This is a genomic window from [Clostridium] celerecrescens 18A (assembly GCF_002797975.1).
Classification (GTDB): Bacteria; Bacillota; Clostridia; order Lachnospirales; family Lachnospiraceae; genus Lacrimispora; species Lacrimispora celerecrescens.
Map to the genome: position 1 here is coordinate 4,193,073 of NZ_PGET01000001.1, position 25,583 is coordinate 4,218,655.

Annotated in this window: 25 protein-coding genes; 5 read left to right on the forward strand and 20 right to left on the reverse strand. The window is 43.2% G+C overall.

Translation table 11 applies throughout. The features are described from left to right. The 8 genes from H171_RS19060 to H171_RS19095 form a co-directional block, all read right to left on the reverse strand. A complete protein-coding gene (locus H171_RS19060) occupies positions 1-2,991 on the reverse strand; it encodes a glycoside hydrolase family 2 TIM barrel-domain containing protein (protein ID WP_100306540.1) in 2,991 nt (996 codons plus the stop codon). A gap of 96 nt (positions 2,992-3,087) precedes the next feature. Continuing rightward, complete coding sequence (locus H171_RS19065) at positions 3,088-3,909, reverse strand: carbohydrate ABC transporter permease (protein WP_100306541.1); 822 nt, start codon at positions 3,907-3,909, stop codon at positions 3,088-3,090. Further along, complete coding sequence (locus H171_RS19070; protein WP_100306542.1) at positions 3,909-4,829, reverse strand: carbohydrate ABC transporter permease; 921 nt, start codon at positions 4,827-4,829, stop codon at positions 3,909-3,911. Before H171_RS19070 ends, H171_RS19065 begins: the two co-directional genes overlap by 1 nt. A gap of 104 nt (positions 4,830-4,933) precedes the next feature. Then, positions 4,934-6,172 (reverse strand): ABC transporter substrate-binding protein, encoded by a 1,239-nt coding sequence (locus tag H171_RS19075; protein ID WP_100306543.1) that lies wholly within the window; start codon positions 6,170-6,172, stop codon positions 4,934-4,936. A gap of 699 nt (positions 6,173-6,871) precedes the next feature. Next, a complete protein-coding gene (locus H171_RS19080; protein ID WP_100306544.1) occupies positions 6,872-7,642 on the reverse strand; it encodes a DUF6612 family protein in 771 nt (256 codons plus the stop codon). Positions 7,643-7,835: 193 nt separating this feature from the next. Beyond that, positions 7,836-9,182, reverse strand: a complete 1,347-nt coding sequence (locus H171_RS19085; RefSeq protein ID WP_100306545.1) for a glucose-6-phosphate isomerase — start codon at positions 9,180-9,182, stop codon at positions 7,836-7,838. A gap of 206 nt (positions 9,183-9,388) precedes the next feature. Then, entirely contained in the window at positions 9,389-10,330 is a 942-nt protein-coding gene (locus H171_RS19090) for a hypothetical protein (protein WP_100306546.1), read from the reverse strand. A 127-nt stretch (positions 10,331-10,457) separates the two neighbouring features. Continuing rightward, positions 10,458-11,156, reverse strand: a complete 699-nt coding sequence (locus tag H171_RS19095) for a 5'-methylthioadenosine/adenosylhomocysteine nucleosidase (RefSeq protein WP_100043337.1) — start codon at positions 11,154-11,156, stop codon at positions 10,458-10,460. A gap of 268 nt (positions 11,157-11,424) precedes the next feature. On the opposite strand from H171_RS19095, the gene H171_RS19100 reads away from it, so the two are divergent. The 5 genes from H171_RS19100 (at position 11,425) to H171_RS19120 (ending at position 15,230) form a co-directional block, all read left to right on the forward strand. After that, complete coding sequence (locus H171_RS19100) at positions 11,425-11,673, forward strand: TIGR03905 family TSCPD domain-containing protein (RefSeq protein ID WP_100306547.1); 249 nt, start codon at positions 11,425-11,427, stop codon at positions 11,671-11,673. A gap of 101 nt (positions 11,674-11,774) precedes the next feature. Then, a complete protein-coding gene (locus H171_RS19105) occupies positions 11,775-12,569 on the forward strand; it encodes a GntR family transcriptional regulator (protein ID WP_100306548.1) in 795 nt (264 codons plus the stop codon). 223 nt (positions 12,570-12,792) lie between these two features. Beyond that, positions 12,793-13,068, forward strand: a complete 276-nt coding sequence (locus H171_RS19110; RefSeq protein WP_100306549.1) for a metal-sensing transcriptional repressor — start codon at positions 12,793-12,795, stop codon at positions 13,066-13,068. 126 nt (positions 13,069-13,194) lie between these two features. Then, positions 13,195-15,051 (forward strand): heavy metal translocating P-type ATPase, encoded by a 1,857-nt coding sequence (locus H171_RS19115; protein WP_100306550.1) that lies wholly within the window; start codon positions 13,195-13,197, stop codon positions 15,049-15,051. Further along, the gene (locus H171_RS19120) at positions 15,051-15,230 is read left to right on the forward strand and encodes a hypothetical protein (protein ID WP_100306551.1); all 180 of its coding nucleotides are present in this window, start codon (positions 15,051-15,053) and stop codon (positions 15,228-15,230) included. The genes H171_RS19115 and H171_RS19120 overlap by 1 nt, the downstream gene beginning before the upstream one ends. A gap of 104 nt (positions 15,231-15,334) precedes the next feature. Here H171_RS19120 and H171_RS24355 read toward each other — a convergent pair whose 3' ends face one another. From H171_RS24355 to H171_RS19175, 12 genes are all read right to left on the reverse strand, one after another. Continuing rightward, positions 15,335-15,499: a hypothetical protein gene (locus H171_RS24355; RefSeq protein ID WP_166433636.1), complete on the reverse strand. Its 165-nt coding sequence runs from the start codon at positions 15,497-15,499 to the stop codon at positions 15,335-15,337. Between the two features lie 14 nt (positions 15,500-15,513). After that, entirely contained in the window at positions 15,514-16,806 is a 1,293-nt protein-coding gene (locus tag H171_RS19125; RefSeq protein ID WP_100306552.1) for a cytosine permease, read from the reverse strand. Between the two features lie 23 nt (positions 16,807-16,829). After that, on the reverse strand, positions 16,830-17,315 hold the full coding sequence (locus H171_RS19130; protein WP_100306553.1) for a nucleoside deaminase: 486 nt from the start codon (positions 17,313-17,315) through the stop codon (positions 16,830-16,832). A gap of 217 nt (positions 17,316-17,532) precedes the next feature. Then, positions 17,533-18,189, reverse strand: a complete 657-nt coding sequence (gene fsa / locus H171_RS19135; RefSeq protein WP_100306554.1) for a fructose-6-phosphate aldolase — start codon at positions 18,187-18,189, stop codon at positions 17,533-17,535. A 21-nt stretch (positions 18,190-18,210) separates the two neighbouring features. Continuing rightward, positions 18,211-18,606: a cupin domain-containing protein gene (locus H171_RS19140; RefSeq protein WP_100306555.1), complete on the reverse strand. Its 396-nt coding sequence runs from the start codon at positions 18,604-18,606 to the stop codon at positions 18,211-18,213. Between the two features lie 15 nt (positions 18,607-18,621). Continuing rightward, on the reverse strand, positions 18,622-19,548 hold the full coding sequence (locus tag H171_RS19145; protein WP_100306556.1) for a transketolase family protein: 927 nt from the start codon (positions 19,546-19,548) through the stop codon (positions 18,622-18,624). Next, a complete protein-coding gene (locus H171_RS19150; RefSeq protein WP_100306557.1) occupies positions 19,548-20,348 on the reverse strand; it encodes a transketolase in 801 nt (266 codons plus the stop codon). Before H171_RS19150 ends, H171_RS19145 begins: the two co-directional genes overlap by 1 nt. 23 nt (positions 20,349-20,371) lie before the next feature. After that, positions 20,372-21,208 (reverse strand): carbohydrate ABC transporter permease, encoded by an 837-nt coding sequence (locus tag H171_RS19155; RefSeq protein WP_100306558.1) that lies wholly within the window; start codon positions 21,206-21,208, stop codon positions 20,372-20,374. A gap of 3 nt (positions 21,209-21,211) precedes the next feature. Further along, complete coding sequence (locus H171_RS19160; RefSeq protein WP_100306559.1) at positions 21,212-22,084, reverse strand: carbohydrate ABC transporter permease; 873 nt, start codon at positions 22,082-22,084, stop codon at positions 21,212-21,214. Positions 22,085-22,148: 64 nt separating this feature from the next. Further along, complete coding sequence (locus H171_RS19165) at positions 22,149-23,513, reverse strand: ABC transporter substrate-binding protein (RefSeq protein WP_100306560.1); 1,365 nt, start codon at positions 23,511-23,513, stop codon at positions 22,149-22,151. Then, complete coding sequence (locus H171_RS19170) at positions 23,510-24,196, reverse strand: FadR/GntR family transcriptional regulator (protein ID WP_242977013.1); 687 nt, start codon at positions 24,194-24,196, stop codon at positions 23,510-23,512. The genes H171_RS19165 and H171_RS19170 overlap by 4 nt, the downstream gene beginning before the upstream one ends. A 753-nt stretch (positions 24,197-24,949) precedes the next feature. Further along, positions 24,950-25,576 carry a nucleoside recognition domain-containing protein gene (locus H171_RS19175; protein ID WP_100306562.1) on the reverse strand — a complete coding sequence of 209 codons (627 nt, stop codon included), beginning with the start codon at positions 25,574-25,576 and terminating at the stop codon, positions 24,950-24,952. Positions 25,577-25,583: the final 7 nt, after the last annotated feature.

A 25,583-nucleotide genomic window follows, 5' to 3' on the forward strand; every position in this document is an offset into this window, starting at 1 on the left:
CTAGTCCAAATAACGTTTCTTTGCTTCCTTCTTTATTTCTCTGTCATCAACCACCTGCAGCACAAATGCCATAGAAAAGTCCTGAAGCTTTCCTTTAAATTCTTCCATCTGTTCCTCTCCGCAGCTATTGCTTCCAAGGCCGGACTGTAAATAATCCAAATGGATTTCAACATGGTCTGCCGGTTGTATCTGGAATGGGTGCTTTGCCTCTTCCAGGCTTTCATCTGTATAATTTGCCAGATTCAGTCCCAAGGGTGCTTCCATTTTACATAACAGGCTCTTATTCCCATCTCCTATTCCAAACCATTTTACCTCTTCCCTATGACCATTTTCCTGGGGGAATACATAGTTGGTTCCCATTTCATCCACTGAGCTGGAATAAATCCTCATTGTGCTGGCGGCTTTGCTGTCTGAATAGTTTTCTCCGGGTCCAAGGCCATACCATACGGCCTTTTGCAGGGACCGATTCCCCTTCATAACCACACCAATTCTGGGCAGGAAAGAAGGTTCCAGTTTTCCTCTCTGAATGGCCTTGCCCTGTAAGTTCACCTTAACCTGACCGCAGGAATAGATGGTATATTCATAGTCACATTCAAAGCCCCAGGACTGATTTAAGCATCCAAAATATTTTCCAATTGAAACAACCACTTTATCCGCCCCTGTTTCATAGGTAAAATATTCTGTCTGCTCACTGGATTTCTGAATAAAGTATTTATTCAGCCAATCCTCTTTTTTATACATGTCATTATCAATGGTGGCACGGTATACGCTCATCACCGGACCTTCGCTTAAATATTCCTCATCATCGGCCGAAACAGACAGCAGTTTCCCAAATATTTTATGGAATGTTACTGTAACTGCCCCATTCCCTACCTGTAGGATATCCGCTGTTTCAGATACGTTCAATGGTTCTCCCTTGGGATGTTCCACCAGTACATCACAACTTATATCCAACGGAAACTGTACTTTTGAAATTTCATGCCCGGCTTTTGCAAAGTTCGTATCCTCTTTCTGGCAGACCGTAATATTCAGATAGTAATCGGTATTTGCTTCTGGCATGAATGGAAGAAAAGGTATGGTTACCTTCTCCGCTTCATGAGGAAGGGCCGTCATGTGAGAAATGCATCCTTCCTGAATGATATGTTCTTCTGTCTGGATCTCCCATCGCAAAGAAACATGGCCTAAAGTCAGGAAATCATAATAATTTCTTACAAGAATCTGCCGTCCTGCACCTATTCTTGTAATTTCCACCGGAGCAATGACCTGTTTATATTCCAGCATGGCAGGGGACGGGGTTCTATCCGGCATTAACAGCCCATCGATGCAGAAATTCCCGTTGGTGGGGAAATCCCCGTAATTCCCCCCATAGCGGTAGTAAGACTCCTTTTCATCTTCCGTAAGTATTCCATGGTCATACCATTCCCACAAAAATCCGCCTTGAAGCCGTTTGTATTTGCGGTACATCTCCTGATATACCTTTAATCCGCCCGGTCCATTTCCCATTGCGTGTCCATATTCACACATAACGTGGGGTTTATTCCCTTTAAAATCTGATTCTCCGATCTCTTTCAGCCTTTTCAGCCTTGTGTACATGGTAGAATACACGTCTGTCACTTCTGCTTCATAATCTCCCTCATAGTGGAGCAGCCTAGTCGCATCCAGTTCTTTTACTGCCTCGGCAGCACTTCTGAAATTACAGCCAAAGCTGGATTCATTTCCCATGGACCACATAATAATGCATGGATGATTCCTGTCCCGCTTTACCATGCGCACGCTTCTGTCCACATAAGCCTCCTTCCAGGACGGGTCATTTGTAATCCAGTCATACCTCTCTACCCATTCAAATCCATGACATTCTAAATCTGCTTCATCAATTACATAGAGCCCATATTCATCGCATAAATCATATAGAAATCCATTGGCTGGATAGTGGGAACAGCGCAGTGCATTGATATTATGCTGTTTCATAAGAAGGATATCTGCTTCCATCTGTTCCTGTGTGACACAGCGCCCTTCTTTGGGATGGAAATCATGATGATTTACACCATTTAACAGAATCACCTGATTATTTACCATAAAGTTATTATCTTTTATTTCAACCTTGCGAAATCCAACACGCACCACGATATTTTGATTCCCCACAGATACTGTTAAATCATATAAATCTGGGGTTTCTGCCGTCCAAAGATCAGCACCGGAAATTAACTCCTTTACGTGTGCTTTGCCCTCTTTTGCCTGAAAGGTTCCGCTGGTAACTGCCTTTCCAGCCCTTTCTAATCTCCATGTACCATCACATGTTTCCTGCTTTGTGGTTATCTCTGCTCTTAAGATCCCATTTATATAAGAGCTGTCCAAATCTCCATCCACGGTACAATCAATAATACCGTCTTTCGGTTCATTGATTAATTCCACATCCCGATAAATACCGGAAAGCCACCACATATCCTGGTCTTCCAAATACGTTCCATCCGACCATTTATAGACCCGTACTGTAATGTCATTTTCCCCTTCCTGAATATAAGCAGTAATATCGAATTCACTTGGAAGACGGCTGACCTTGCTGTATCCTGCATGTGTTCCATTGATCCATACATCAAATGCACTGTCCACACCGTGAAATTTTAATATAGTATCATTCTGAACCCACTCCCTGTTGATGTGGACTGTTTTTTTATAAATTCCAGTGGGATTTTCTGAAGGTACAAAAGGCGGATTGATCGGAAACAAATATAATACATCCGTATAGTGCATCCGGTCATATCCTCTTAACTGCCACACAGAAGGCACATCAATCATATCCCAGTCTGTTTCTGTTCCTTTATTCATAAATCCTTCCGGGGACAATTCCGGCGCTTCCAAATAGAGGAATCTCCACTCTCCATTTAAATTAATTCTGGAAGCAGAATCTTTATAAAATTCTGTACGGGCTTCCCTTCTTCCAATATGTCCCAGGGCCTGGTCTTCCCATCTCTTTTTTGTTCGCCTTATCATCTTTGTTTCTCCTCTATGTGTTTGTGCCTACAAATATATAGCCGGGAAGAAAACAGTGCATCGATGCACATGAAATACTTAACCCGGCCGCTCTTTCTATTTAATAGAACCACTTGTCCCTTCTACAATATACTTTTGCGCAAAAATAAATATAATAATTGGCGGGATAATCATAATGATTGTAATACAAAGCATAGGAATAATCCGTGTGCTGTGAACTCCCTTAAAGGTTGCAAGACCTAAAGCAAGTGTATATTTACTTCTGTCGTGAAGGAAAATCAATGGTCCAAGATAATCATTCCACACCGTAATCATATTTAAGACGCCTACCAGAATGAGGGAAGGCTTTAAGATCGGCATGAAAATCTTCCAATAAATCTGAAATGCATTGGCACCGTCAATTCGCGCTGCCTCTTCAAAGTCCCTCGGAACCCCCATTAAGAATTGCCTCATTAAGAAAATATAGTAGGCAGAACCAAACCATGCCGGCACAACCAGCGGTTTTAATGTATTAATCCAGCCAAATAAATTAAATTCCATATATTGAGGAATCATGGTAACATCCCATGGAATCATCATAGTTGAAAGCAAAATCATAAATAACAGGCTTTTTCCTTTAAATTCAAACCTTGCAAAGCCATAGGCCACCAAGGAACAGGAAAGGATCTGCCCGGCAGTCGTCATAACCGTAATGATAATTGAATTTTTTAAGTATGTACCAAAGGGCTGTGATTCCCATGCATTTTTAAAGTTTTCAAACAGCCATTTGGAAGGGAATAGCCGGGGCGGATAGGCAATGGCTTCTGCTTCCGTCTTAAAGGCAGTAAAAAACATATAAATAAAAGGTGCAAGAAAGTAAACTGCAACAACAGTCAGAAGAGTATAGATAATTACTTTTGACTTCATGGACATTTTCATTATTTTTTACCTCCCCTTTTCTTCTTTCCATTCTTTGCTTCCGTTTCATAGAATACCCATGTAGAAGAAGACTTAAAGATTAAAGCCGTCAGAACTAATATAATAATAAACATCACCCATGCATTGGCGCTTGCATAACCCAGCTTATGGTGCTTAAACGCATTGTTATAGGTATAAAGCCCATAGAAATAGGTTGATTTTAACGGTCCGCCCCCGGTCAGCAGCATGACCAGCGTCACCTGCTGGAAAGAACTGATAACAGAAGTAATTAAATTGAACAAAATGGTAGGTGTAATAATCGGCAGCGTTATACTGAAAAACTGTCTTGCCGGACTGGCTCCGTCTAAAGATGATGCTTCATATAAATCAATTGATATGTTCTTAATATCTGTGTAAAAAATAAGCATCATCGTTCCTACACCAAAAGCACTGGCTAAAATAACTGCAAGCAGTGCCCAGGCAGGGTCTACCAGCCACCTGGGGCCTTTAATCCCCAGTAAGGATAATAAATAATTCAATACGCCATAGTCCCCATTTAAAATCCAGCCCCATATTATCGATACCGCAACACCGGAAATAACTGCCGGTATATAGAAAATCGTACGGTACATTTTTACGCCGTTTACCGGCTGTGTGATTAGCATAGCAAGGAACAGCGCAATCGCCATATTAAGCGGTACAAAAATCGCTGCATATTTCAAGCTGATTGTCAGGGACTTCCAGAACTGAGTATCTTTTGTAAACATCTCAGTATAATTGCCGAACCCCTTAAATACCGGATCAGACGTCAATGGCCAGTCAAAAAAGCTCATGCCCAGGGACAGAATAAGCGGTCCGATTGTAAATACTAAAAACCCAATAATCCACGGAGTAATGAAGAAATATGGAGTTGCATTCCTTATAAACTTTTTTTGCTTCATAGCGTTTCTCCCATTAAGCTGATTCTTTTTCGTAGCCCCTTAGAGGAATCTGGCTATCTGGCGGCGATTCAACAGACAGCCAGATTCTTCTTTCCTATTTTGTTTTACTGCTGTGCCGCACTGTTCAATACTTCCGGTACGCTCTGAAGAGAACTTGGATTAAATAATTCTTCAAAGGATAAGGACAGGTTTTCTGATAATTCAGACCACTCTTTCATGATAAAGCTTGCAGAAGTATAACCTTTGCTTTGTTCAAGCATTAAGTAGAATGGTGCATATTCCGGCTGATCCATAATCTTTTCAGATTCTACAACACTGCTAAGTACCGGTAATTCCAGTCCAATACGCGCTTTATTGGATTCCTCATTGGTCCAGAATTTCACAAATTCCCATGCCGCTTCTTTATTCTTGCTGTCTTTTGAAATGGAGATACCGGAAGAACTTAAAATACTGACAGAATCTTTTCCTGCACTGGCAAAAGCAGGAATCGCAACAACGCCGTAGTTTAAACCATCTTCTTTCAGGGAATTAATGGACCACGCACCATAAACATACATTGCTACTGCTCCGGAACGGAATTCATCGGTTCCGCTTTTTTCCGTTGCAACTGCATATCCGTCTTTCTCCATATCCTGGAACATCTGAAATACTTCCTCTGATTCTTTGGAATTAATATTTCCCTCCAGCTTACCCTCATTGTCACAATACGCTGCTCCATTGCTCCATAAGTACATCTCAAAATCATATGGATCCGGCTTCATCGGGAATGCAAAGCCTTTTGCAGAAGTTTTTTCAGATATGGTCTTTGCCGCTTGCTGCAGATCATCCCATGTCCAATCATTGGTCGGCTCAGGAATTCCTGCCTCCTGGAATAAATCCTTATTATAGAACAAGGTGTGTGTCGTAAATCCGATCGGAATACCATATATCTGTCCAGCCATGGAATTGTAATTCCATAAGGTATCATAGAAATTAGCTTTATATGCTTCCCCTTCTTTTTCAATGAAGCTATCCAGCGGTTCTAACCCCTGATAATACGCCGGGTAATTCCACATATACATCACATCGGGTGTATCCCCGGATCCCATGCCTGCGCTGATTTTTGTATCAAAATCTTTTCCATAGGCTTCCAGAGCTACTTCAATGTCTTCATGTGCCGCATTAAACTTATCCACCAGTTCCTGCTGGCGGTCTACATCTTCTGCCACATCCCAGGATGCAAAACGGATTTTAGTTTTTCCGCCTTTTGCTGTATCCTGATTCGTTTTACTCCCGCCGCATCCACTTAATACAGTTACGACTGTCAGAGATAACATACATAATGCTGCCAACTTTCTTTTCATAAAAATACCTCCTCTTTTTTCGATAAAATCATTATATAATTTACTAAGTAATTTTTCAATGTTTTTAGTTGAATCCTCGTATTTTCTTCTATTTTTAACATTTTTCTTATACATTATTTGTGCACAATTACCTATTTTTATAATTAACACTTACCGTTTTAATTTTTTAAAAATAATGGACCAGTAAAACTTTACCTTATTTTACTAATACTTATAGGCAAGGCTCTAAACTTTCTTCATATAGTTATGGTATGGGCAATGAATGTTCTGGGGCTTGTGATTATGTCCTAACGGAATGATACAACAGCCGAATAACGAGAATTACTTAATGGTACCAAATCCAAATTCGTGTGCTTTTTAGTATAAGAATTTATTGTGGATTTGGCATAGCAAAGTACTATTTGGATTTTTCCAGAAAAGATTTAGGTTAATGGGATTTGAAAAGAATTAACAGACCATACAGAATTGTACGAAAAGTGCAGTTAAGAATTTTTTGCAATGGTAAATTAGATAATGGCAGTTATAAACGAATGAATGCCGCTTTCACATAGAGATAAACTAAAAATATTTATAAAAGGCAAAGGCAGAAGCTATTTGGCATATCCTGCCGCTTCAAATGCCTTTGCCTTTCTGAATGTTCCTTAATACTTCTTTATTGGATATGAGCTAAAGAAAGTAACTTCTCATTATACAATCGATTTACTGGTTCTCCATTGCGCTGGCATCGATTTCCGTATAACCCTCCAGATCCGGTGCTGTGACCTCAACAGCCTGACCGGGATTGTTGTAGGTGGAATCCGTATCCATAACCATAGCTATCGTCTCACCCTGAGTATTCATTTCAAGGGACATCTTGATCTTTGAGTTTGTAAAATACCCTTCCTTATTGACCGTTGCTTCACCGCTTGCTTCTTTGATGGTGTAAGTTACGCCTTCCATATTGGTTCCTAGCTGTCCCATCATATCCTGTACATAGGCATCCATCTTTTCAGCATCAACCGTAAAGGTAAGGATCTGGTTATCTCCATCCTTCTTTGCCGTGATCTCCTTAAGATAAGAAGAATTTACGCTTGCACCCTCTGTGCTCTGCTTGACCTGTTTCATCATGGCATCTAAATCCATGGCGTATTTTACCTTCTGGCCCATGGAATCCATATAATAATATCCGTTCTCATAATACATGAGTATATCCAGATTCTGGCCCATAAGTGAAGTGGTCCCCTTCGCCTGATATCTCATGTTCTCGGTGTTAATGTCCGCCATCTTCATATCAAGATCCATTTTGATATCTGTGGTTTCCTCTCCCTGGGTCATCTGCATGTTAACCACTGAGGTCACATCCATGGATGTCAGCTCCGACGTTTTTTTCGAGGCCTCATCATAAATAACCTTTGGATCCTTTTCCCCCTTGCAGGCAGTCAATGACAGGGCCGTAGCAACAGCAAGAAAAAGCATTAAATATTTTTTCATATCTTCCTCCTTTAATTATGTGTTTTTATCACGCATTATAAGTATACTATACTGCACCGTTATTTCATATCTAAGTTTTTCTTAAATATCTCTTTATTGTTCCCAATTAAGCCAAAATATATAAAAACGCCGGTATTCCGGCCCGACTTTCTTAAAAGTCTGAACCAGAACACCGGCGTTTCCCGCCAACTTCCTATAATCTCTTTAAGAGTTCCTCCCTTTCCTTCTCATATCCAGGTTTTCCAAGGAGTGCGAACATATTCTTTTTATAGCTTTCCACTCCCGGCTGGTTAAACGGATTTACGCCCAAAATATATCCGCTGATGCCGCATGCATATTCAAAGAAGTAGAACAGCTGTCCCAGGCTGTACTCATCCTGTCCGGGAATCCTTACCATAAGATTTGGCACGTTTCCGTCGGTATGAGCCAGAATGGTTCCGTTCATAGCACTCTTATTTACAAAATCAACGCTCTTTCCTGCAAGATAGTTCATACCATCGGTATCAACTGCTTCTTCCTTGAGGAGGATTTCCGCGGATGATTCCTCAACATCCAGCACGGTTTCAAACATAATTCTGGCCCCATCCTGAATAAACTGTCCCATAGAGTGCAAGTCTGTGGTCAAATCCACTGCGGCCGGAAAGATCCCTCTTTGATCTTTTCCTTCACTTTCTCCAAATAACTGCTTCCACCACTCGGAAACATAATGAAGGCTTGGCTCATAGTTTGCCACGATCTCCACCGTTTTCCCTTTCCGAAGCAGGATATTGCGCACAGCCGCATACTGAAGGGCGCCGTTTGACTCATAGGGCGCTTCCAGGGCTTCCATCCTGGCCGCCTCCGCACCTTCCATTAATTTATCAATATCAGCGCCGGATACTGCAATCGGAAGAAGGCCGACTGCTGTAAGCACTGAGAAACGTCCCCCTACATCATCCGGAACCACGAAAGATTCATAGCCTTCCTCGTCAGCCAGATTCTTCAGAGCACCCCTTGCCTTATCCGTAGTGGCATAAATCCTTTTATTTGCCTCCTCACGGCCATATTTCTCAATCAGCATATCCTTAAATACCCGGAAAGCGATTGCCGGCTCTGTGGTGGTTCCTGATTTCGATATAATATTAACGGAGAAATCCTTTCCTTCCAGCACATCCTTTAAATCATGGATGTATTTGCTGCTGATGCTGTTTCCAACGAAATAAATCTCCGGAGTTTTACGTTTTCCTTTTGGCAATACATTGTAAAAGCTGTGGGATAAAAATTCTATGGCTGCCCTGGCTCCAAGATAGGAACCGCCGATACCGATGACCAGCAGAACATCCGAATCATTTTGAATTTTCTCTGCTGCCATCTTTATTCTCTGGAATTCTTCCTTGTCATAATCTACCGGAAGATCGATCCAACCTAAGAAATCACTGCCTGCACCAGACTTGTCCATCAGCACATTCTTTGCACACATTGCTGTGGCCTTCATATTCTCCATTTCCTCTGCTGATACAAATCCTGCTGCCCTGGAATAATCAAAAATTACATTTCCCATTGCTAATATTCTCCTTTTCCTTCTATTCTCGCAAAGGCAGCGAGCCGAAGCCAAGCTCTCCTGACCTTGGCAACTGCCTGCGGGGCCAAATAGCCCTTCGCTTGCTATGGGTTATTTGACTTCAGGTTTCTGATCCCCTGCTTAGGAAAATTATACCACAGAATAGTTCTGAATGCGACATGATTTTCTTCCCGCCTTCCAAACGTTCATGTTAAATATTCCTGGAGAATTTCACCGATCAGCTTTAACTCATCAGGACTCAGGTCCTTTAACCAGTCCTCCCCCTGCCTGCCGCCCCGTTCTCTTTCCCTGCTGGCGGCAATCTGTTCCAGGCTCCGTTTTAAGTAATCCACATCCCTCCTGGAGTTCTTAAGGTCTGGCTGCGCCTGGCTTTCCGTTCTTTCGGGCACCTGCTCCGGGGCTTCAGAAAACACATCCATGGACTGTTTCTGGGTTCGGCTCCTTAAAGGTTTTTCTAAGGTCCCATTTCTTTGCCTTGCGCTTCTCCTGTCTGCCTTCTTGTCCTGCTCCGGCTCGACTTCTACTCCTCCCTTTGGTGACTGGGAATAAATGGATCTTATATTTTCACGGGTTTCCATATGAGGCCCCGACATTGCCTGTGAATCCTCTCTTTCCATATCCAACCGGTAAATCAACGTATTCTCCAGATAATTGTCCAGAGCCGCAAACAACTGCTGCCGCTTCTCCACAATTCCTGCGCCGTGGTCTACCAGAATCGTAAGCAGTCCGGCCATGATACCTGCAGAGCCATACAAGACTATGTAATATGAATCGGCTCGGAACCAGTAGGATGCAAATGCCGCCGCACCTCCTGCCAGAAAGCACCAGAGTGTCATTTGGTTGGAAAATATATTCCAGCCGTGGAGTGTTACTCCCATATATTTAAAATCATACATCTGCCGTTCCAGATACGGCTTTACCTTTGGGATTCCCTGGTTTATCTGGTACGTGTTTTCCGTCTTCTGTTTAAATGCCCGAAGACTTTTGTTTTTAGTCAATGTAAGGTTATCTGATTCTTTGATCAATCTTTTGTAGAGGTTACGTGTCAGCCATCTGGTGACAATGCCGATGCCGCACAGGGCTGCCAGTACGAATAGCGCCTTGCCTGTCTGTAAAAATTCCAGCATAATTATAACTCCCCTTTCTTTCCGGTTTCGACCGGTGATAGGTTTATTATAATCACCCAATTTCGCTTTGGGAAGATGAGAGAGCCTAGAATCGTTCGTCAAATCCTGTCAGGATTCGATTCTTAACCTAATATGAATACCGTTCAGCTATGGCTAAAATAAGGTTCACAGAATGCTTAACCGCCTTCTCCTCAAACTCGCTATAGTCCATGTTTGCGCTGTCATCCGCCTTATCTGAAATGGCTCTGATGATGAGAAAAGGGATGTGGTTTAAGTACGCTGCCTGTGCGATCGCAGCCCCTTCCATTTCTGTACAATATCCCCCAAAGGTATCCCCTATCCACTGTTTTTTAACCTTATCAGAAATAAACTGGTCCCCTGAAACTACCCTTCCGACGAAAACTTCAATCTCAGGATTGACCTTCCTGCAGCACTCTTCAGCCAGATTCCGAAGCCTTTCATCTGCTTGAAAGGCAAATTCCTTCATCTGTGGAATCTGCCCTGCAGGGTATCCAAAGCCAGTAGCATCCATATCATGATGGACCGTATCTGTGGACAGCACCACATCTCCGATGTTGATTTCATTCTTTAAAGAGCCGGCGATTCCGGTATTGATGACCGCAGTCACATGGTAATGGTCGGCCAGAATCTGAGTACAGATCGCCGCGTTTACCTTGCCAATGCCAGAGCGAACCACTACCGCTTCCTTTCCTTTTAAGATTCCTCTATAAAAATCCATTGCAGCGATGGTCTCTACCGTAACATCCTCCATGGCTTTTTTTACTTCTGCCACCTCTACATCCATGGCCCCGATGATTCCTAACATAATTGTTCTCCTTTCCATTCATGCCCTGGTTTTCCGGACATAATAAGTACACTGCTACCTATTATAACAGTTTGTATTAAATTTGTCAGGAAAAACACATGGGAAATTCACTGGATTTCTTTGGACTTAGGGGCTGATCCTCCTATGAATCGCAGTTTGGGATGTCTGAATAACTGCGGCTTGCAAAGAGCTATTGACATCCTTGCCCGGATTTCCTATAATTTTATAATCTGCTATGATGAAATTTTACAAATTGGAGGAATTTAAGTTGAAATATAAAACACGCGGCGTTTGTTCGCAGGAAATCAATTTTGAAGTAGAAGATAACAAACTGGTTAAAGTTCAGTTTGTAGGGGGCTGCTCCGGCAACACCCAGGGCGTGTCCCGGCTGGTGGAAGGCATGGATGTAGACGAAGCAATCAAAAGGCTGGAAGGGATCCAGTGCGGCTTCAGACCCACCTCCTGCCCGGATCAGCTTGCACAGGCATTAAAAAATTATAAAGAAACTCTGTCCTAAGGCTAAAATTTTACACACGTATTTACAAGATAATTCTGTAATGCTAGAATATCATTAACGGAATTCCTGCTCTTATAAAGAAAATATGATGGGGGGATTACATGACAGAAGAAAGCAAGGGGCCAAAACCGCGGCGAATACAAAAAACAGATTTAAAGACACAGGTAGAAATAGAACTTCTGCATTTTATCAAACAGATGGACCTTTCGGTGAATAACAAGCTTCCGAGAGAGGAAGAGCTGTCCAGAATGCTTGGTGTCAGCCGCATCACGCTACGAAGTGTCCTGGACGACCTGTCTGCCAAGGGAATGATATTCCGAAGACATGGAAGAGGGACCTTTATTAATAACAGCTTTTTTGAAATGAAGGCCAGCTTTAATCCTGTCATGCATTTTGTGGACATGATAACCAACAGCGGCTATAAACCCAGAGTGGAAATGATTGACCACGGGATCATCAAAGCAGACAGGGATGTGGCCGGCCACCTTGAAATTACAGAAGGCAGTCTGGTCCTTATTTGTGATAAGATATTCTATGCTGATAAACAAATCTGCGCCGTCACAAGGGATTACATCCCATACTCCTATCTTAATGGAGTGGATATGAAAGAGCTTGACAGCTTTGTTAATTCTGTGTTTTACTTCATGTTTAAGGCCACCGGGAAGAAGCTGGAATGGGATAAAGTAGAACTGAATGCAGTATACAGCAAGGACGTGGAACTATTAAACGGACTTATGGAACGCTTTGGCATCCCACCAAAAGCATTTCTTCTTTTAAAGGGAATTAATTATGATGAAGATGGTACAGCCGCTGTATATGCCTGGGAGTATGTGGACACCACCATATTAAAATACAGTCAAATACGTAAGAGGCTTCTTCACTATGAGGAAATATAAGATATACAGCAGATACATAATAAACGCCCCGGAATGAAGGATTGGAAACACTCTTATTCCGGGTCACTTTATTTTTATTCTTAAGGCTGATATCCAGGGCCTTTCTTTTCATCCTGCGATTAAAAACTATTCGTGTATAACGTCATACTGCCATTCGATTGACGTAGTGGACTAAGTATGATATTCTTATTTTATGCCCCTATGGGTATAAGGAGGTGGAAGAATGCGCCAGTGTATGGATGCAGATAATCTACATCGTCGGTTAAATAAAATCATGGGTCAAATTAAGGCGATCGATAAAATGATCGATGAGGACATATCATGTGAGGATATACTTATTCAGGTCAATGCGGCCAAAGGTGCTTTGCATAAGGTTGGACAAGTAATTCTGGAAGGACATTTGAATCATTGTGTAAAAGAAGGAATCGAGCACGGGGATGCCGATAAAACAATAGCAGAATTTGCAAAGGCTATAGAGCACTTTTCCCGTATGAGCTAAAAAAATTTATATTTGACAATCAGCAACCGAAATTCGGTTGCTTTTTTATTGACAAGAGTATACCCATAGGGGTATACTCTTGTTGTGTGTACGTATACCCCCATAAGTATATAAGGAGTGATGTAGTTGTTAACATTTTTTAAAGATAGCGAAAGACGGACGATTCTGTTTCTCTGCCTTTCGGCTATTTCATTAACCGTCAGTTTCTTTGACATAGGATCTTTGCCTGTCAATGCGGCATGGGTTGCCATCTTGCTTTGCGGCATTCCCATCGTGAAGGGTGCAATTGGCGGGCTTGTTACAAAGTTTGATATTAAGGCAGATGTGTTGGTGTCCATTGCCCTCATTGCTTCAATTTTAATTGGTGAAATATTTGCGGCAGGCGAGGTTGCCTTTATTATGACAATCGGTGCATTTTTAGAAGAACGGACGGTTGCCAAGGCTCGGGCAGGAATTGAAAAACTGGTCCATTTAACACCTGCCACGGCAAGGATTATTTTAAGCGGCGAAGAAATCATCATCCCCGCCGAGCGGGTCAAGGTTGACGATACCATTCGCGTATTAGCAGGTGAAACAATCCCTGTGGACGGGATCATTATGAAAGGTCAAACTTCCGTTGACCAGTCCGTAATGACAGGGGAATCTCTCCCTGTGGACAAAGGCGAAGGCGATGAGGTAAAGAGCGGAACCGTCAATCAGTTTGGAACCTTCGACATGAAAGCGCAAAAGGTTGGGGAAGATAGCTCACTGCAGCGCATGATTCACCTTGTAGAGTCAGCGGACGCTGGAAAGGCCAGGATTGTTGGAATAGCTGACCGATGGGCTACATGGATTGTCGTTATCGCCCTTGCTGCTGCCGCAATTACGTGGTTTGTTACAGGGGAGATTATCCGCAGTGTTACCATTTTAGTTGTTTTTTGCCCTTGCGCGTTGGTGCTGGCCACCCCCACCGCAATCATGGCAGGTATTGGAAATGCTACAAAATACGGGATTCTTGTCAGTCAGGGAGATGCGCTGGAACGATTGGCTAAAGTTACACGTATCGCCTTTGACAAAACCGGTACGCTTACATATGGCAAACCATCTGTAGTAAAGGTTCAAAGCTGCTCTGATGGAATGAACGATGAACAATTATTTCAGCTTGCCGCGACTTCGGAGTTAAGGTCAGAGCATCCGCTGGGAAAGGCGATTGTTGCAAGTTATAAAGGAACCTACAGGAAGCTGCCGGCTGATCCAGATTCGTTTCAGCTTTTGGCAGGGCGCGGTGTTTCTGTCCTGATAGACGGACATCCGTTTTTTACCGGAAATGATGCTCTTGTCAGGGATAATGGCCTCACCGTTCCTGGAGGCTTGATCGAAAGTGCGGATTACCTTAAATCAGAGGGAAGCACCATCATCTATGTTATGGATCAAGAGAATGTGTTTGGTCTGATTGCACTCTCCGATACGATTCGTCCAGATGCTGCCGAGGTTGTAAAGGATATCGCAGCCACTGGTGTAAATACCGTTTTGCTTACAGGTGATTCACCGCAAGCCGCTGATCATATGGCAAGAATTGCGGGAATAAGTGACATACAATCCAATTGCCTGCCGGAAGATAAGCTGAACGCAATCAGACGATATGAGGAGAGCGGAGAGCCTGTCTGCATGGTTGGCGACGGTATCAATGATGCACCCGCGTTAAAGGCTGCCCAGGTCGGTATCGCAATGGGCAGCATTGGAAGCGATATTGCAATCGAAGCGGCAGATATTGCCCTTGTAGGAGATGATATACGGGAAATCCCGCACCTGCTGATGTTATCCAAGAAAACCATGCGCACCATCAACATAAACCTTGCTGCATCCATGATACTTAATTTTGCCGCAATCACACTGGCAATTACCGGAATACTAAGTCCCGTGGCAGGCGCTCTTGTTCATAATGTAGGTTCTGTTGCAGTTATTATCAATTCGTCATTACTTTTGAAATGGAGGGAAAAATAGTGAAAGAATTAATTTTATTTGCTCTTTTTTTAACTGTAGGTTTAGGTGTGCTGATTGCAGGAATCGTGTACATGCGTAAGGAAAAGCACGACCCTGAATCCGTTAAGTTATATCGTGTAATATCCATCATAGGAGCAGTCATAACGGCAGGCTCTGTATTATTTCGGTCAATTGTATAAATATAAAGCCATTGCTCAGGAAAAGTTGAAAAATATTGAAAAAACAGGATGCACCGATAACGGTACATCCTGTTTTACCTATCTCTATGCTGCCTACAGTATATTTATGGCTGCCACTTGGCGTAGCCATATATCATAATAAAAATGCTCACCACAAGAAGTACATTCCCAGAGAATATGTATAACGGATTCTCAGCCAGACAAGCCATAAATGATCCGATTCCCATAATGATCGTTCCCACCAGGGCGCTTAATTTATATCTGTCCATATAACTCCCTCCTTTTACGCTTCTTCTGCAAGATCGCCGGCTACCTGCTTATTGGTTACAGCCATCAATATCGTATAAATAATAGCTCCCAGGATTATTCCGTTCAGCGACGGAAGTCCGAAGGGAATGATGTATACAGCCCCGATACAAGCAGCCCAGGTGATCCAGGGAACCGGATTCCATTTACGGAAGGAAGCTTTGTCAAATTCCTCGTACTGTCCCTTGTGAACCAGAAAATAGTCAGCAAGGATAATACCGGATAATGGCGGAACAACTGTTCCAAGTATATTTAAGAAGCTGAACAGGAAGCCTACCTCATATGGCCTTGTAAGAGTTGCAATCGCAGACAGCGCCAAAAGAATTCCCAGCATTTTCTTTCTCTCCATCTTAAATGCATTAGACAGATTTAAGGAGGTTGAGTAAAGGTTTGCCGCATTGGTTGTAAAAATGTTGGTGGTCATAAGAATCAAACTTGGTATAACCAGCCCAAAGCCTAAGAGAATAACAGTCAAGTCACTATTCTGCATGGCAATGGCAGCAATCGCGCCGCAGATGATCATAAGGATGTTACCGCCTAAAAGGCCTGTAAGGGTGGCAGATATGGCTGTCTTTGTATCTTTGGCATAACGCATGATATCTGCAATACAGGTAGCTGTAGAAAGCACCCATGTGCCGATAACAGCTGTAATTCCTGAGAACAGAGGTATATTCGTACTTGGTACGTAGGAAAACAGAGCCTCTGCACCGCCCATAACACCCAGGGAACGGATGGCAGTGGCGATGGACAGGAATACGATTGCCGGGATCGCAATGTATCCTAAAATAGCTATTGCCTGTATGCCGAACATAGCGAAAATTCCCATGACAATGGCACTGGCTGCCATACAGAATCCTTCACCTACCCAGCCAAAATGGAATACCTGGGCTACAAAGTGTCCGTAAGTAGCTGCCTGAATGGTATACCAGCCAAAATTAACTACCGGTACAAAAATTGATGCAGCCTTGGAACCGCTGGAACCAAAACTATAACGGGTGAGCAGGGCAAAAGTAAGCCCTGTCTTGCAGGCAATAATACTGATTAATACAGCAATAATGCTTAAGAAAATATTTCCCCCCAACGTGGCAATGATAATCCCCTTAAAATTCAGTCCGGCAGCCAGACCCCCTCCTGCCATCATACTGGTGATGACAAAAACAAATCCTGTCCAGATAATTGTAAGGCTGAAATAACTTTTCCTCTCGCTTAAAGGCACGGCGCAGCGGGAATATTCAGTGTCAGCTTGTTGACTTTTATTTTTCTGTTCCATCTCGAAACCCTCCTGATGATCAATTAATTATTCCAATACCCTTTATGGACCTCCGCTATCTCTTCTACCAGTTCTGGAAATGGTCCAACTACTTCAATTTTCTTCTGACCCCTTGCAAATACTTCACGGCAAGGTAAGTCAAACGTAGGATTCTGAGGATCCGCGCCTGTATGCGCCAGCAGATCTTTCTCAGTCATACCGTACACTACCCGACCGATTCCGGCCCAGTAAATAGCCCCTGCACACATGGCACATGGCTCTGCTGTTGTATAAAGCGTGCAGTCCCCTAGAAAATCCTTGGAATATAATTGAGATGCTCTCTCAGCTACCTGTGTCTCAGCATGACCTGTGCATTTCCCCTCTGTAATCTCAACATTAGGCTGCTCCAGAAGAATGCTTCCATCCTTCCCTGCAAGAATCGCACCAAAAGGGGTGTTGCCTGCTTCCCTTGACTGGCGGGATATCTCCGCGCAGCGCTTTAAGTTTTTCACGTCAATTTCGTAGTCCATTTTATGCCTCCTGTCGTATAAGGTAATACCTTATATCTTGTTTATGATAGTAATTTAACATATATTGGGAGTGTTGTAAATAACAAAAACGCTAAATAATACAAAATTATGTTGTGCAAATTAACCGAATCTGTTCCTTATATATTCTCCTAAGAAATGTAAAAAACGTTGCAGAATGCCTTGACGATTTCGTCATTCCGCAACGTTTTACCTATTATTATTCTTCTCCAAACACGGCTTTATAATCGGCTTGGAATTTAGCAATCCCCTGAGTGGTAAGCGGGTGATTTACCATCTGTTCCAATACCTTGTATGGAACAGTTGCAATATCAGCACCAGCTTTGGCGCAATCTATTACATGAATTGGATTGCGGACGCTGGCAGCAATGATTTCGGTTGTTATCTGATGTCTTTTAAAAATCTCCGTTATTTCTTCAATGAGAATAATACCTTTCATGGAAATGTCATCAAGACGCCCTAAAAATGGCGAAACATAGGAAGCTCCTGCACGAGCGGCCAAAATAGCCTGTGCTGCCGAAAATACCAGTGTTACATTGGTCTTTATACCTTCTACATTTAATACCTTGACGGCTTTCAGTCCCTCTGTTGTCATCGGTATTTTAACAACCATATTGGGATGGATTGCTGCGATTTCCCTGCCTTCCAGTATCATCCCTTTCGCATCTACGGTAGTCGCTTTCACTTCTCCACTAATAGGCCCTTCCACCATCGCTGTGATTTCCATAATAACCTCATTAAAATCCCTTCCCTCTTTTGCAATCAGGGACGGATTGGTAGTCACTCCGCAGATGATTCCCATTTCATTGGCTTTCCTGATTTCTTCAGTATTGGCCGTATCAATATAAAATTTCATACTATGATTCTCCTTAACTTCCTAGGCCAGACTCCTTATCTTAACGATCTGCCCTTCATCCAGCTCTAAAATATCACTGTTATTCATAGATGTATTAGAATCTTCAATTAAAATCATTTTAGTATCCTTCTGGGTGATGGTATTATGCCACAAGGTTGCCGGAATGTTATATACCTTATCAGGCTGCATGTTGACGACACCAAATTCCAGACCTTCTTTTGATTCATTGGCATAAATAAGAGTGCATGCTCCCTCCACAAGTACAAAGAGCTCATCCGTATTGTTATGCCTCTCCAGGCAGTCAATTCCTGTGACATCATTGGCCGGTTTCCAGTTTTTAATGCCAACGGTCCATTTTTCATTCTCAAATACTCTCTGCATTCCTTCGCCCGCAAACTCGTAAACGGCGATATTCATGATTTTATCCTCCCATTAACCCAGTATATTTCTGCAGGCTTCCGCCACATGTCCGGCGGTGAGTCCATAAGCTTCAAAAAGTTCTTCCGGCTTTCCGGATTTACCAAACTTATCCTGTATTCCCAATGACGCAAATCTGGCGCCAATATGTCCGGCCAGAACCTCTGCTACCGCTGACCCAAGCCCGCCGATCACAGAATGTTCCTCTATGGTCACAATACCTCTGCAGGTTTCATTCATTTTTAAAATAATGTCTTTATCAATCGGTTTGATGGTATGCATATTTACGACCGCTGCATGAATGCCTTCCTTCTCAAGCTCTTCGGCTGCCTTTAATGCCTCAGGGATCATCAGACCGCAGGATATGATGCAGACATCATTCCCTTCTTTCATAACATTGGCCTTTCCCGGTATAAACGGCGTCTCCGCAGTTGTAATATCCTTGCAGACCGGTCTTGCCACCCGAATGTATACCGGACCGTTTATTTCAGCTGCAGCCATCACGGCTTTCTCCGTTTCTGCCGGATCACAGGGTACAAAGATTGTCATATGCGGCATTTCCCTCATAAGAGCAATGTCTTCAAAAGACTGGTGGCTTCCGCCGTCTTCTCCCACGGAAAGGCCGGAATGGGAAAAACCGAATTTCACATTTGCATTGGTATAACAGATGGAATTACGGATCTGCTCATAAGCCCGTCCTGCACCAAATAATGCGAAGGTACTGGCAAAGGGTATGTATCCGGTATTTGCAAAACTTGCAGCAGCACACATCATATTTGCTTCTGCAATTCCCATATTATAGAAACGCTCCGGATACTTTTCCTGAAACATACAGGTCTGGGTGGCATGTGCCAGATCTGCATCCAACACCACTACCTTTTCATTCTCCGCACCTAATTTTACAAGAGATTCTCCATAAGCAACTCTCAGTGACTTTCCCATTACTCTACCTCCTGCTCTTTCATTGCCTGGGCAAATTCCTCTGCATTCATTGGTCTTCCGTGCCAGCCAGACTGGTCTTCCATAAAGGAAACTCCTTTTCCCTTTATGGTATTACAGCAGATAAACTTCGGCTTCCCCCTTACCGGCGCTTTTAAGGCGGCTGTTATGGCAGAGATATCATGTCCATCCACTTCAAAGCAATCAAATCCAAAAGCTTCATACTTTTTCACAATGTCTCCCAGGCTCATGACTTCTGCATTGCAGCCGTCAATCTGCAGCTTGTTATAATCCAGCAGAAACGTGAGATTATCAAGCTTATAATGAGCCGCAGCCATGGCTGCCTCCCAAACAAGCCCTTCCTGACATTCTCCATCTCCAAGGACTGCATATACATGATAGGATTCGCCTCCATGTTTGGCAGCCAGAGCCAGGCCCATTGCCAGAGATGCCCCCTGGCCTAAAGAACCGGTGTTCATATCAATTCCCGGAGTCTTTGTACAATCGGGATGTCCCTGCAGGTGGCTGTCAATCTGTCTTAAGCCCGCCAAATCCTCCTTGGGAAAATACCCCAGATCCGCCAGTACCGCATACAATGCAGGGCATGCATGGCCTTTGCTCAATACCAGACGATCCCTGTCCGGCTTATCCGGATCCTTTGGATCCACATTCATCACTTCATAATATAGTGCCATCAGCATCTCAACACAGGATAAAGATCCTCCCGGATGCCCGGACTGACAGGCAAATAACATTTTAAGAATTTCAGCCCTCAGTTCTTTCGCTTTCTTATTGTACTGCATTTATTTTCCTCCTTATATATAACTCAGCCTTTTACAGCTCCTGCTGTTAACCCTTCCACTAACCTCTTCTGTGCAAAAAAGAACATGATGCATACCGGTATAATGGTTATGATGCCCCCTGCTGTCAGCAAATCCCACTGAACCCCTAATTGTCCGATCAGGCTTTTTAAGGCTACCGGGATAGTACGCGTCTCTGTATTGGTAAACATTACAGCAAATGTATATTCATTCCATGATGTCATAAAAATATAAACCCCTGTGGCTACCAGACAAGGTCCAAGTATGGGAAGAATGATCTTCACAAAAGCAACGCCCCGATTGCAGCCATCTACCAGGGCTGCTTCTTCAAGTGACATGGGAAGGTCATTTAAGAACCCTAACAGCAGCCATACGGAAAACGGGATGGTAAAGGTGGTATAAGATAATACAAGGGAAGCAGGCGTGAACAAGAGTCCCATCTTGCGCATAATGGAATACAGCGGAATCAGCAGCAATACCGTGGGAAACATATTGTTGCAGAGGAACGTACACATGAGTAGCTTTCTGCCGGCAAACTGGTATCTGGAAAAGGCGTAAGCCGCAAGTGTGGATGCAGTTAAGGATACAAGAGTTGTTGCTGCTGCCACCACAAAGCTGTTCTTTATAGCTGCCAGGAAATTAACCGTAGTGGTAAAAAGCTTCCGGTAGGATTCAAAGGTAATGGATTTAGGTAAGTAGGTAACAACCATACCGTACAACTCATCCTGGGGCTTCAAGGATGTGACAAGTGTCCAATAGAATGGGAACAAAATAAAGATAAGCATCGCAATCAGCGGCAGATACACACACAGAATCCGTTTTATATCAGGTTGTTTCTTCATCCTTTACTCCTCCCCTTTAAAGTTCATTTTTAAGTACGGGATTGCAGCAAACAAAAGCAGTACTGCCAGTAATAACGCCATTGCAGATGCATACCCCAGATTCAGTGCATTTCCCTTATTGAATATATAAACGCTGAGCGTCTGTGTCGAATAAGCCGGCCCGCCTTCCGTCATGTTAAAAATCACATCCACCGAATTAGCAACCCAGATGACACGAAGCAGCGCCGTAACAAAGATCGTATTCTTAATGGAGGGAATGGTTATATAAAATAGTTTCTGCCACGCCGCTGCTCCGTCTATGCTGGAAGCTTCATATATTTCCGAGGAGACGCCCTGCAGAGCTGCCAGTAGCATAAGTGCAAAAAACGGTATTCCCTGCCAGATGATGGTCACGATGATACTGGGAAATGCGGTCGACACCTGAGAGAGAAACGGAATTTTATCCGAAATAACATGAAGCTTTAAAAGCAGATCATTCAAAACTCCAAAGTTTCCGTCATAAATCCATCTCCACATCAACCCGATCAAGACTCCAGGCGTAACCCAGGGTATCATACTGACCGCTCTCACCATTCCCCTTCCGAAAAACTCCTGATTTAAGAGGAGGGCCAGAATGAATCCGAACAAAAACTGAAAACCAACTCCGCATACCACCCATAAAATAGTTCGAACAAGAGCTCCCCAGAACAGCGGGTCCTTAAAAGCGGAGGCATAATTGGTCAGCCCACGAAACGCAATCTCTTTCGGTCTTCGAAGATCATAGTTCTGAAAGCTCATAAGAATTGCATTCATTACCGGTATAAACACCACACACAGAATGATAATCACTGCTGGAGCCACTAGTACATACGGCCAAAAGGTCCGTTTTTTAACCATCGATAATTCTCCCTCCCAACCGGAAGGGGCCGCCTTTTTTGCAGCCCCCTCATTATTCGATTCCTTATTGATATAATCCGGCCTGCAACGTCTTCATGCACTCCTCAGCAGATATGCCTCCAGTCAGTGCCTGAGAAACCGTATTGGGCCACAGCGTGGAAATCCATTCTGTAGTCGTATCAAGAATCGGAATGATACCCGCAAACTTCTGTCCATCAATAGAGGCTTTCATAAAGCGGTTATTCTGGAAAAAGTCAGTCTCCTGGACACTCTTACTTACCGGAACATTTCCAGTTCCCTCACACCACATTTTCTGGCCTTCTCCTGCTGCCAGATAGGATACCCATTCAAAGGCTGCCTCTTTGTTTTCACAGGATTCAAATATAACCGTCTCTGTGTCTCCCATTGATGTCCATTGACCCTTACCTGCCGGGAACGCGAATGCCGATACATCATCTCCCAGCAGCTTTTCCATATCCTTGCTGGATCCTGTATGATGAATGGTCATAGCCGTCAGCCCTGACTGGAAATTGGCAATAATCTCACTGAATCCGTCACTGGTTGCTGTGGGAGGCACATAGCCTTTATTATAAATATCAATGAAATCCTGCATGCCCTGTACCGCCTCAGGTGTTGTTAAGTCCTCAAAGCTGCCTCCCCGTCCATATACAAAGCTGCCCCATGGCTCCTGGCCGCCTTTTGCACCTCTCATGCCAAAGCCATATACGTCGGTCTTACCATCCCCATTGGTATCCATGGTGCACTTTTCTATAGCCTGTAAGAATTCTTCATAGGTCTTTGGTACCTCTATCCCTGCCTGTTTAAAGATGGAGGGCCTGTAATATACATACAGAACCTGAATATTCCATGGCATTACATAGATTCGCTCCATGTCTCCGGCCTTTTTCATAATTTCATAAATGTTATCATCAATTTCAGCTTTTTTGTCCCACACATCAATCATTGGTGTTAAGTCAGCCAGCAGATCGTTGTTTACAAATAACGGCGTGGAGGTAAGCTTCCATGTGGCGCAGTCAATATCTCCGCCTCCCATCTTAGCGTTAAACAGATTCTCTGAATATGCGCCTCCATCCCATGGGCTTTCTTCTCCCAAGACGGTAATTCCCTTACCGTTTTCCTCATTAAACTTCTTGATAATATCCTGCATGAGCTGGGAATAATCCGTATTATCGGCCCAATAGCGAAATTTTATGGTACATGGTTTTATCTCCCCGGAAGGAGCCTGTCCTTCCTTTGCCGATGTGGTCTGTGTACCTGCTGCCGTGGTTTGTTCACTTGTTGTTGTGGTCTCCGTACCTGCCGCCGTGGCCTCTTTACTGCCTGAAGAACAGCCTGCCATCGCTCCCCCGGCCATAAGAACTGCCAGAACCACTGCCATTGTTTTCTTTCCAATCAATCCTTTTTTCATTTTTTCCCTTCCCTTTCCCTTACATCATTTAGTGTTTCCCATACATGCCGTTCGGCAAGAAATTTGGCTTCCATATAATTGCCGTCAGCAATTGCTTTATAAATACCTTTATGGCTTCGTTTTGCCCTTTTGAAGCTCTCCAGGTCATTATGGGTTTCTACGTGGCTCCGCCGGATGGATTCATTGATTATGGGGACCACCCGAATAAGCACTTCATTATGGGTGCATTCTGCTACAGCCGTATGGAACTGAACATCCATCTCTGCCGTAGCGGTGCTGTTGATCTGAATCTGGTCCATCTCCGCTACCAGTCTCTCAAGATTCTTAATATCCTGAGGTGTAGCCCTTTGTACCGCAAGTCCCGCAATCTGAGGTTCAATTAACATCCGGGTTTCAAACAGATTCTGAATAAGATACTTCTGATCCGTAAAATGCAGCCCAAGGGGATCCTCCCCGATCCCTGTTCCAGCACTGACAAAGGTTCCGCTCCCCTGGCGGATGACAACAACATTTTCAGCCCTTAAATACTTCATGGCTTCTCTCAATGTAGAACGGCTAACCCCAAAAAACTCTGACAGTTCCTTCTCCGTAGGCAACCGGTCTCCTGGCTTCATCTCCCTTTGGATAATCATGGTTTTTACCTTTTGAGCTGTAGCCATGGGGAGAACATCTATATTCTGCATCTTATCTATACTCCTTCTCATACCTCCGCCTTTCCATAAATCAATTTGTATAAATTGCACACAAATACATCATTACGCTTTATCCATTTGGTTATTATTAGCTTTCATCTGTCCTAATGTTAGCATAACATATGATGTATGTAAATAGAATTTTTATATATATTTGAATTATTATCATAAAATCACAATTTGTCATCTATTGTTTTGTACATTTATTACAAATACTCAGTACAATTCATCATACCTTTCATATGTTTAACATACCAATTGGTATGTTGTTTCTGATTTCGTACATAAACAACATAAAGTAAAACTGCCAAAAGTCTTATACTTAGACGTCTATTTATAATATAATTCTTTCATGATAATAGGGATTACATGACCGAGAAAAACAAGGATCCTAATCTACGGTGTATAAAATAAAATCTAAAAACACCAGAGGAAACAGAACTGCTGTTTTTTATAAACAAATGGTTCTATCGGTGAATCACAGCGTCGGAGAGGACATCAAAAAAGTCCCGGAATGAAGGCTCTTAAAGCTTTCATTCCGGGACTCTTTGCTTTTCTTCCTATGATAGGGATTCCATAGTTACATATCTTTTTTTGATCCATTCTTTATCTTACACGAAATAATTTATAAGCATACCAGCAATTGTATAATTCATCTGCATTATCCATAGCGCTTCCTTAATTGATTGGAATTATACACAGCTTTCCTGTAATTCATACTGTCTCTCCACCATAATAAGGAAACTAATTCTTCCCTGCATCCATCAGCTTACAATATGTAACACCTACGATTGTAGAAATTAATGTTGCCAACAAAGCCGGCCCCACCACAGCCATTGGATTGGGACTGCCGTACTGGCTTCTGTAGGCGATCATATTAACCGGAATTAACTGCAGGGATGAAATGTTAATGATAAGAAACGTACACATTTCATTATTTGCAGTACCTTCCGGAAATGCCTTTGCCACATACTTCCCGGTAACTTCTCCCTTTCTCCGCTTCTCTTCCAGTTCCTTTAAGGACTCCATGGCCTTAAGTCCTGCCGGGGTAGCCGCCCACCCAAGCCCCAGGATATTAGCGATGATATTCGTAGAGATGTATTCAAGCGACGGATGTTCAACCGGTATCCGTGGAAAAAGGAAACGAAGTATGGGACTCATTTTCTGTGACATCCGTTCAATCAGACCGGATTTCCGCCCGACCTCCATAATTCCGCTCCAGAAAGACATGATTCCCAGCATGGTGATGCACAACATAACAGCATCTTTTGCAGAGGTTAAAGCCCCATCTGTCACACCATTTAAATTCCCGTGGAATGCCCCCCAAAGGACTCCAACCAGCATCATAAAGGCCCATAAATAATTAAGCATTGCTTTT

What these genes read in the sequence shown, in the direction of transcription:
- H171_RS19105 (WP_100306548.1), top strand. Translation starts at nt 11,775, where the DNA reads ATGACAGAAGAAAGCAAGGGGCCAAAACCGCGGCGAATACAAAAAACA.
- H171_RS19070 (WP_100306542.1), bottom strand. Translation starts at nt 4,829, where the DNA reads ATGAAGCAAAAAAAGTTTATAAGGAATGCAACTCCATATTTCTTCATT.
- H171_RS19130 (WP_100306553.1), bottom strand. Translation starts at nt 17,315, where the DNA reads ATGGACTACGAAATTGACGTGAAAAACTTAAAGCGCTGCGCGGAGATA.
- H171_RS19090 (WP_100306546.1), bottom strand. Translation starts at nt 10,330, where the DNA reads ATGCTGGAATTTTTACAGACAGGCAAGGCGCTATTCGTACTGGCAGCC.
- H171_RS19125 (WP_100306552.1), bottom strand. Translation starts at nt 16,806, where the DNA reads ATGGAACAGAAAAATAAAAGTCAACAAGCTGACACTGAATATTCCCGC.
- H171_RS19160 (WP_100306559.1), bottom strand. Translation starts at nt 22,084, where the DNA reads ATGGTTAAAAAACGGACCTTTTGGCCGTATGTACTAGTGGCTCCAGCA.
- H171_RS19085 (WP_100306545.1), bottom strand. Translation starts at nt 9,182, where the DNA reads ATGGGAAATGTAATTTTTGATTATTCCAGGGCAGCAGGATTTGTATCA.
- H171_RS19150 (WP_100306557.1), bottom strand. Translation starts at nt 20,348, where the DNA reads ATGCAGTACAATAAGAAAGCGAAAGAACTGAGGGCTGAAATTCTTAAA.
- H171_RS19095 (WP_100043337.1), bottom strand. Translation starts at nt 11,156, where the DNA reads ATGTTAGGAATCATCGGGGCCATGGATGTAGAGGTGGCAGAAGTAAAA.
- H171_RS19155 (WP_100306558.1), bottom strand. Translation starts at nt 21,208, where the DNA reads ATGAAGAAACAACCTGATATAAAACGGATTCTGTGTGTGTATCTGCCG.
- H171_RS19075 (WP_100306543.1), bottom strand. Translation starts at nt 6,172, where the DNA reads ATGAAAAGAAAGTTGGCAGCATTATGTATGTTATCTCTGACAGTCGTA.
- H171_RS24355 (WP_166433636.1), bottom strand. Translation starts at nt 15,499, where the DNA reads ATGGACAGATATAAATTAAGCGCCCTGGTGGGAACGATCATTATGGGA.
- H171_RS19170 (WP_242977013.1), bottom strand. Translation starts at nt 24,196, where the DNA reads ATGCAGAATATAGATGTTCTCCCCATGGCTACAGCTCAAAAGGTAAAA.
- H171_RS19140 (WP_100306555.1), bottom strand. Translation starts at nt 18,606, where the DNA reads ATGAATATCGCCGTTTACGAGTTTGCGGGCGAAGGAATGCAGAGAGTA.
- H171_RS19145 (WP_100306556.1), bottom strand. Translation starts at nt 19,548, where the DNA reads ATGGGAAAGTCACTGAGAGTTGCTTATGGAGAATCTCTTGTAAAATTA.
- H171_RS19065 (WP_100306541.1), bottom strand. Translation starts at nt 3,909, where the DNA reads ATGAAAATGTCCATGAAGTCAAAAGTAATTATCTATACTCTTCTGACT.
- fsa (WP_100306554.1), bottom strand. Translation starts at nt 18,189, where the DNA reads ATGAAATTTTATATTGATACGGCCAATACTGAAGAAATCAGGAAAGCC.
- H171_RS19110 (WP_100306549.1), top strand. Translation starts at nt 12,793, where the DNA reads ATGCGCCAGTGTATGGATGCAGATAATCTACATCGTCGGTTAAATAAA.
- H171_RS19080 (WP_100306544.1), bottom strand. Translation starts at nt 7,642, where the DNA reads ATGAAAAAATATTTAATGCTTTTTCTTGCTGTTGCTACGGCCCTGTCA.
- H171_RS19165 (WP_100306560.1), bottom strand. Translation starts at nt 23,513, where the DNA reads ATGAAAAAAGGATTGATTGGAAAGAAAACAATGGCAGTGGTTCTGGCA.
- H171_RS19175 (WP_100306562.1), bottom strand. Translation starts at nt 25,576, where the DNA reads ATGCTTAATTATTTATGGGCCTTTATGATGCTGGTTGGAGTCCTTTGG.
- H171_RS19060 (WP_100306540.1), bottom strand. Translation starts at nt 2,991, where the DNA reads ATGATAAGGCGAACAAAAAAGAGATGGGAAGACCAGGCCCTGGGACAT.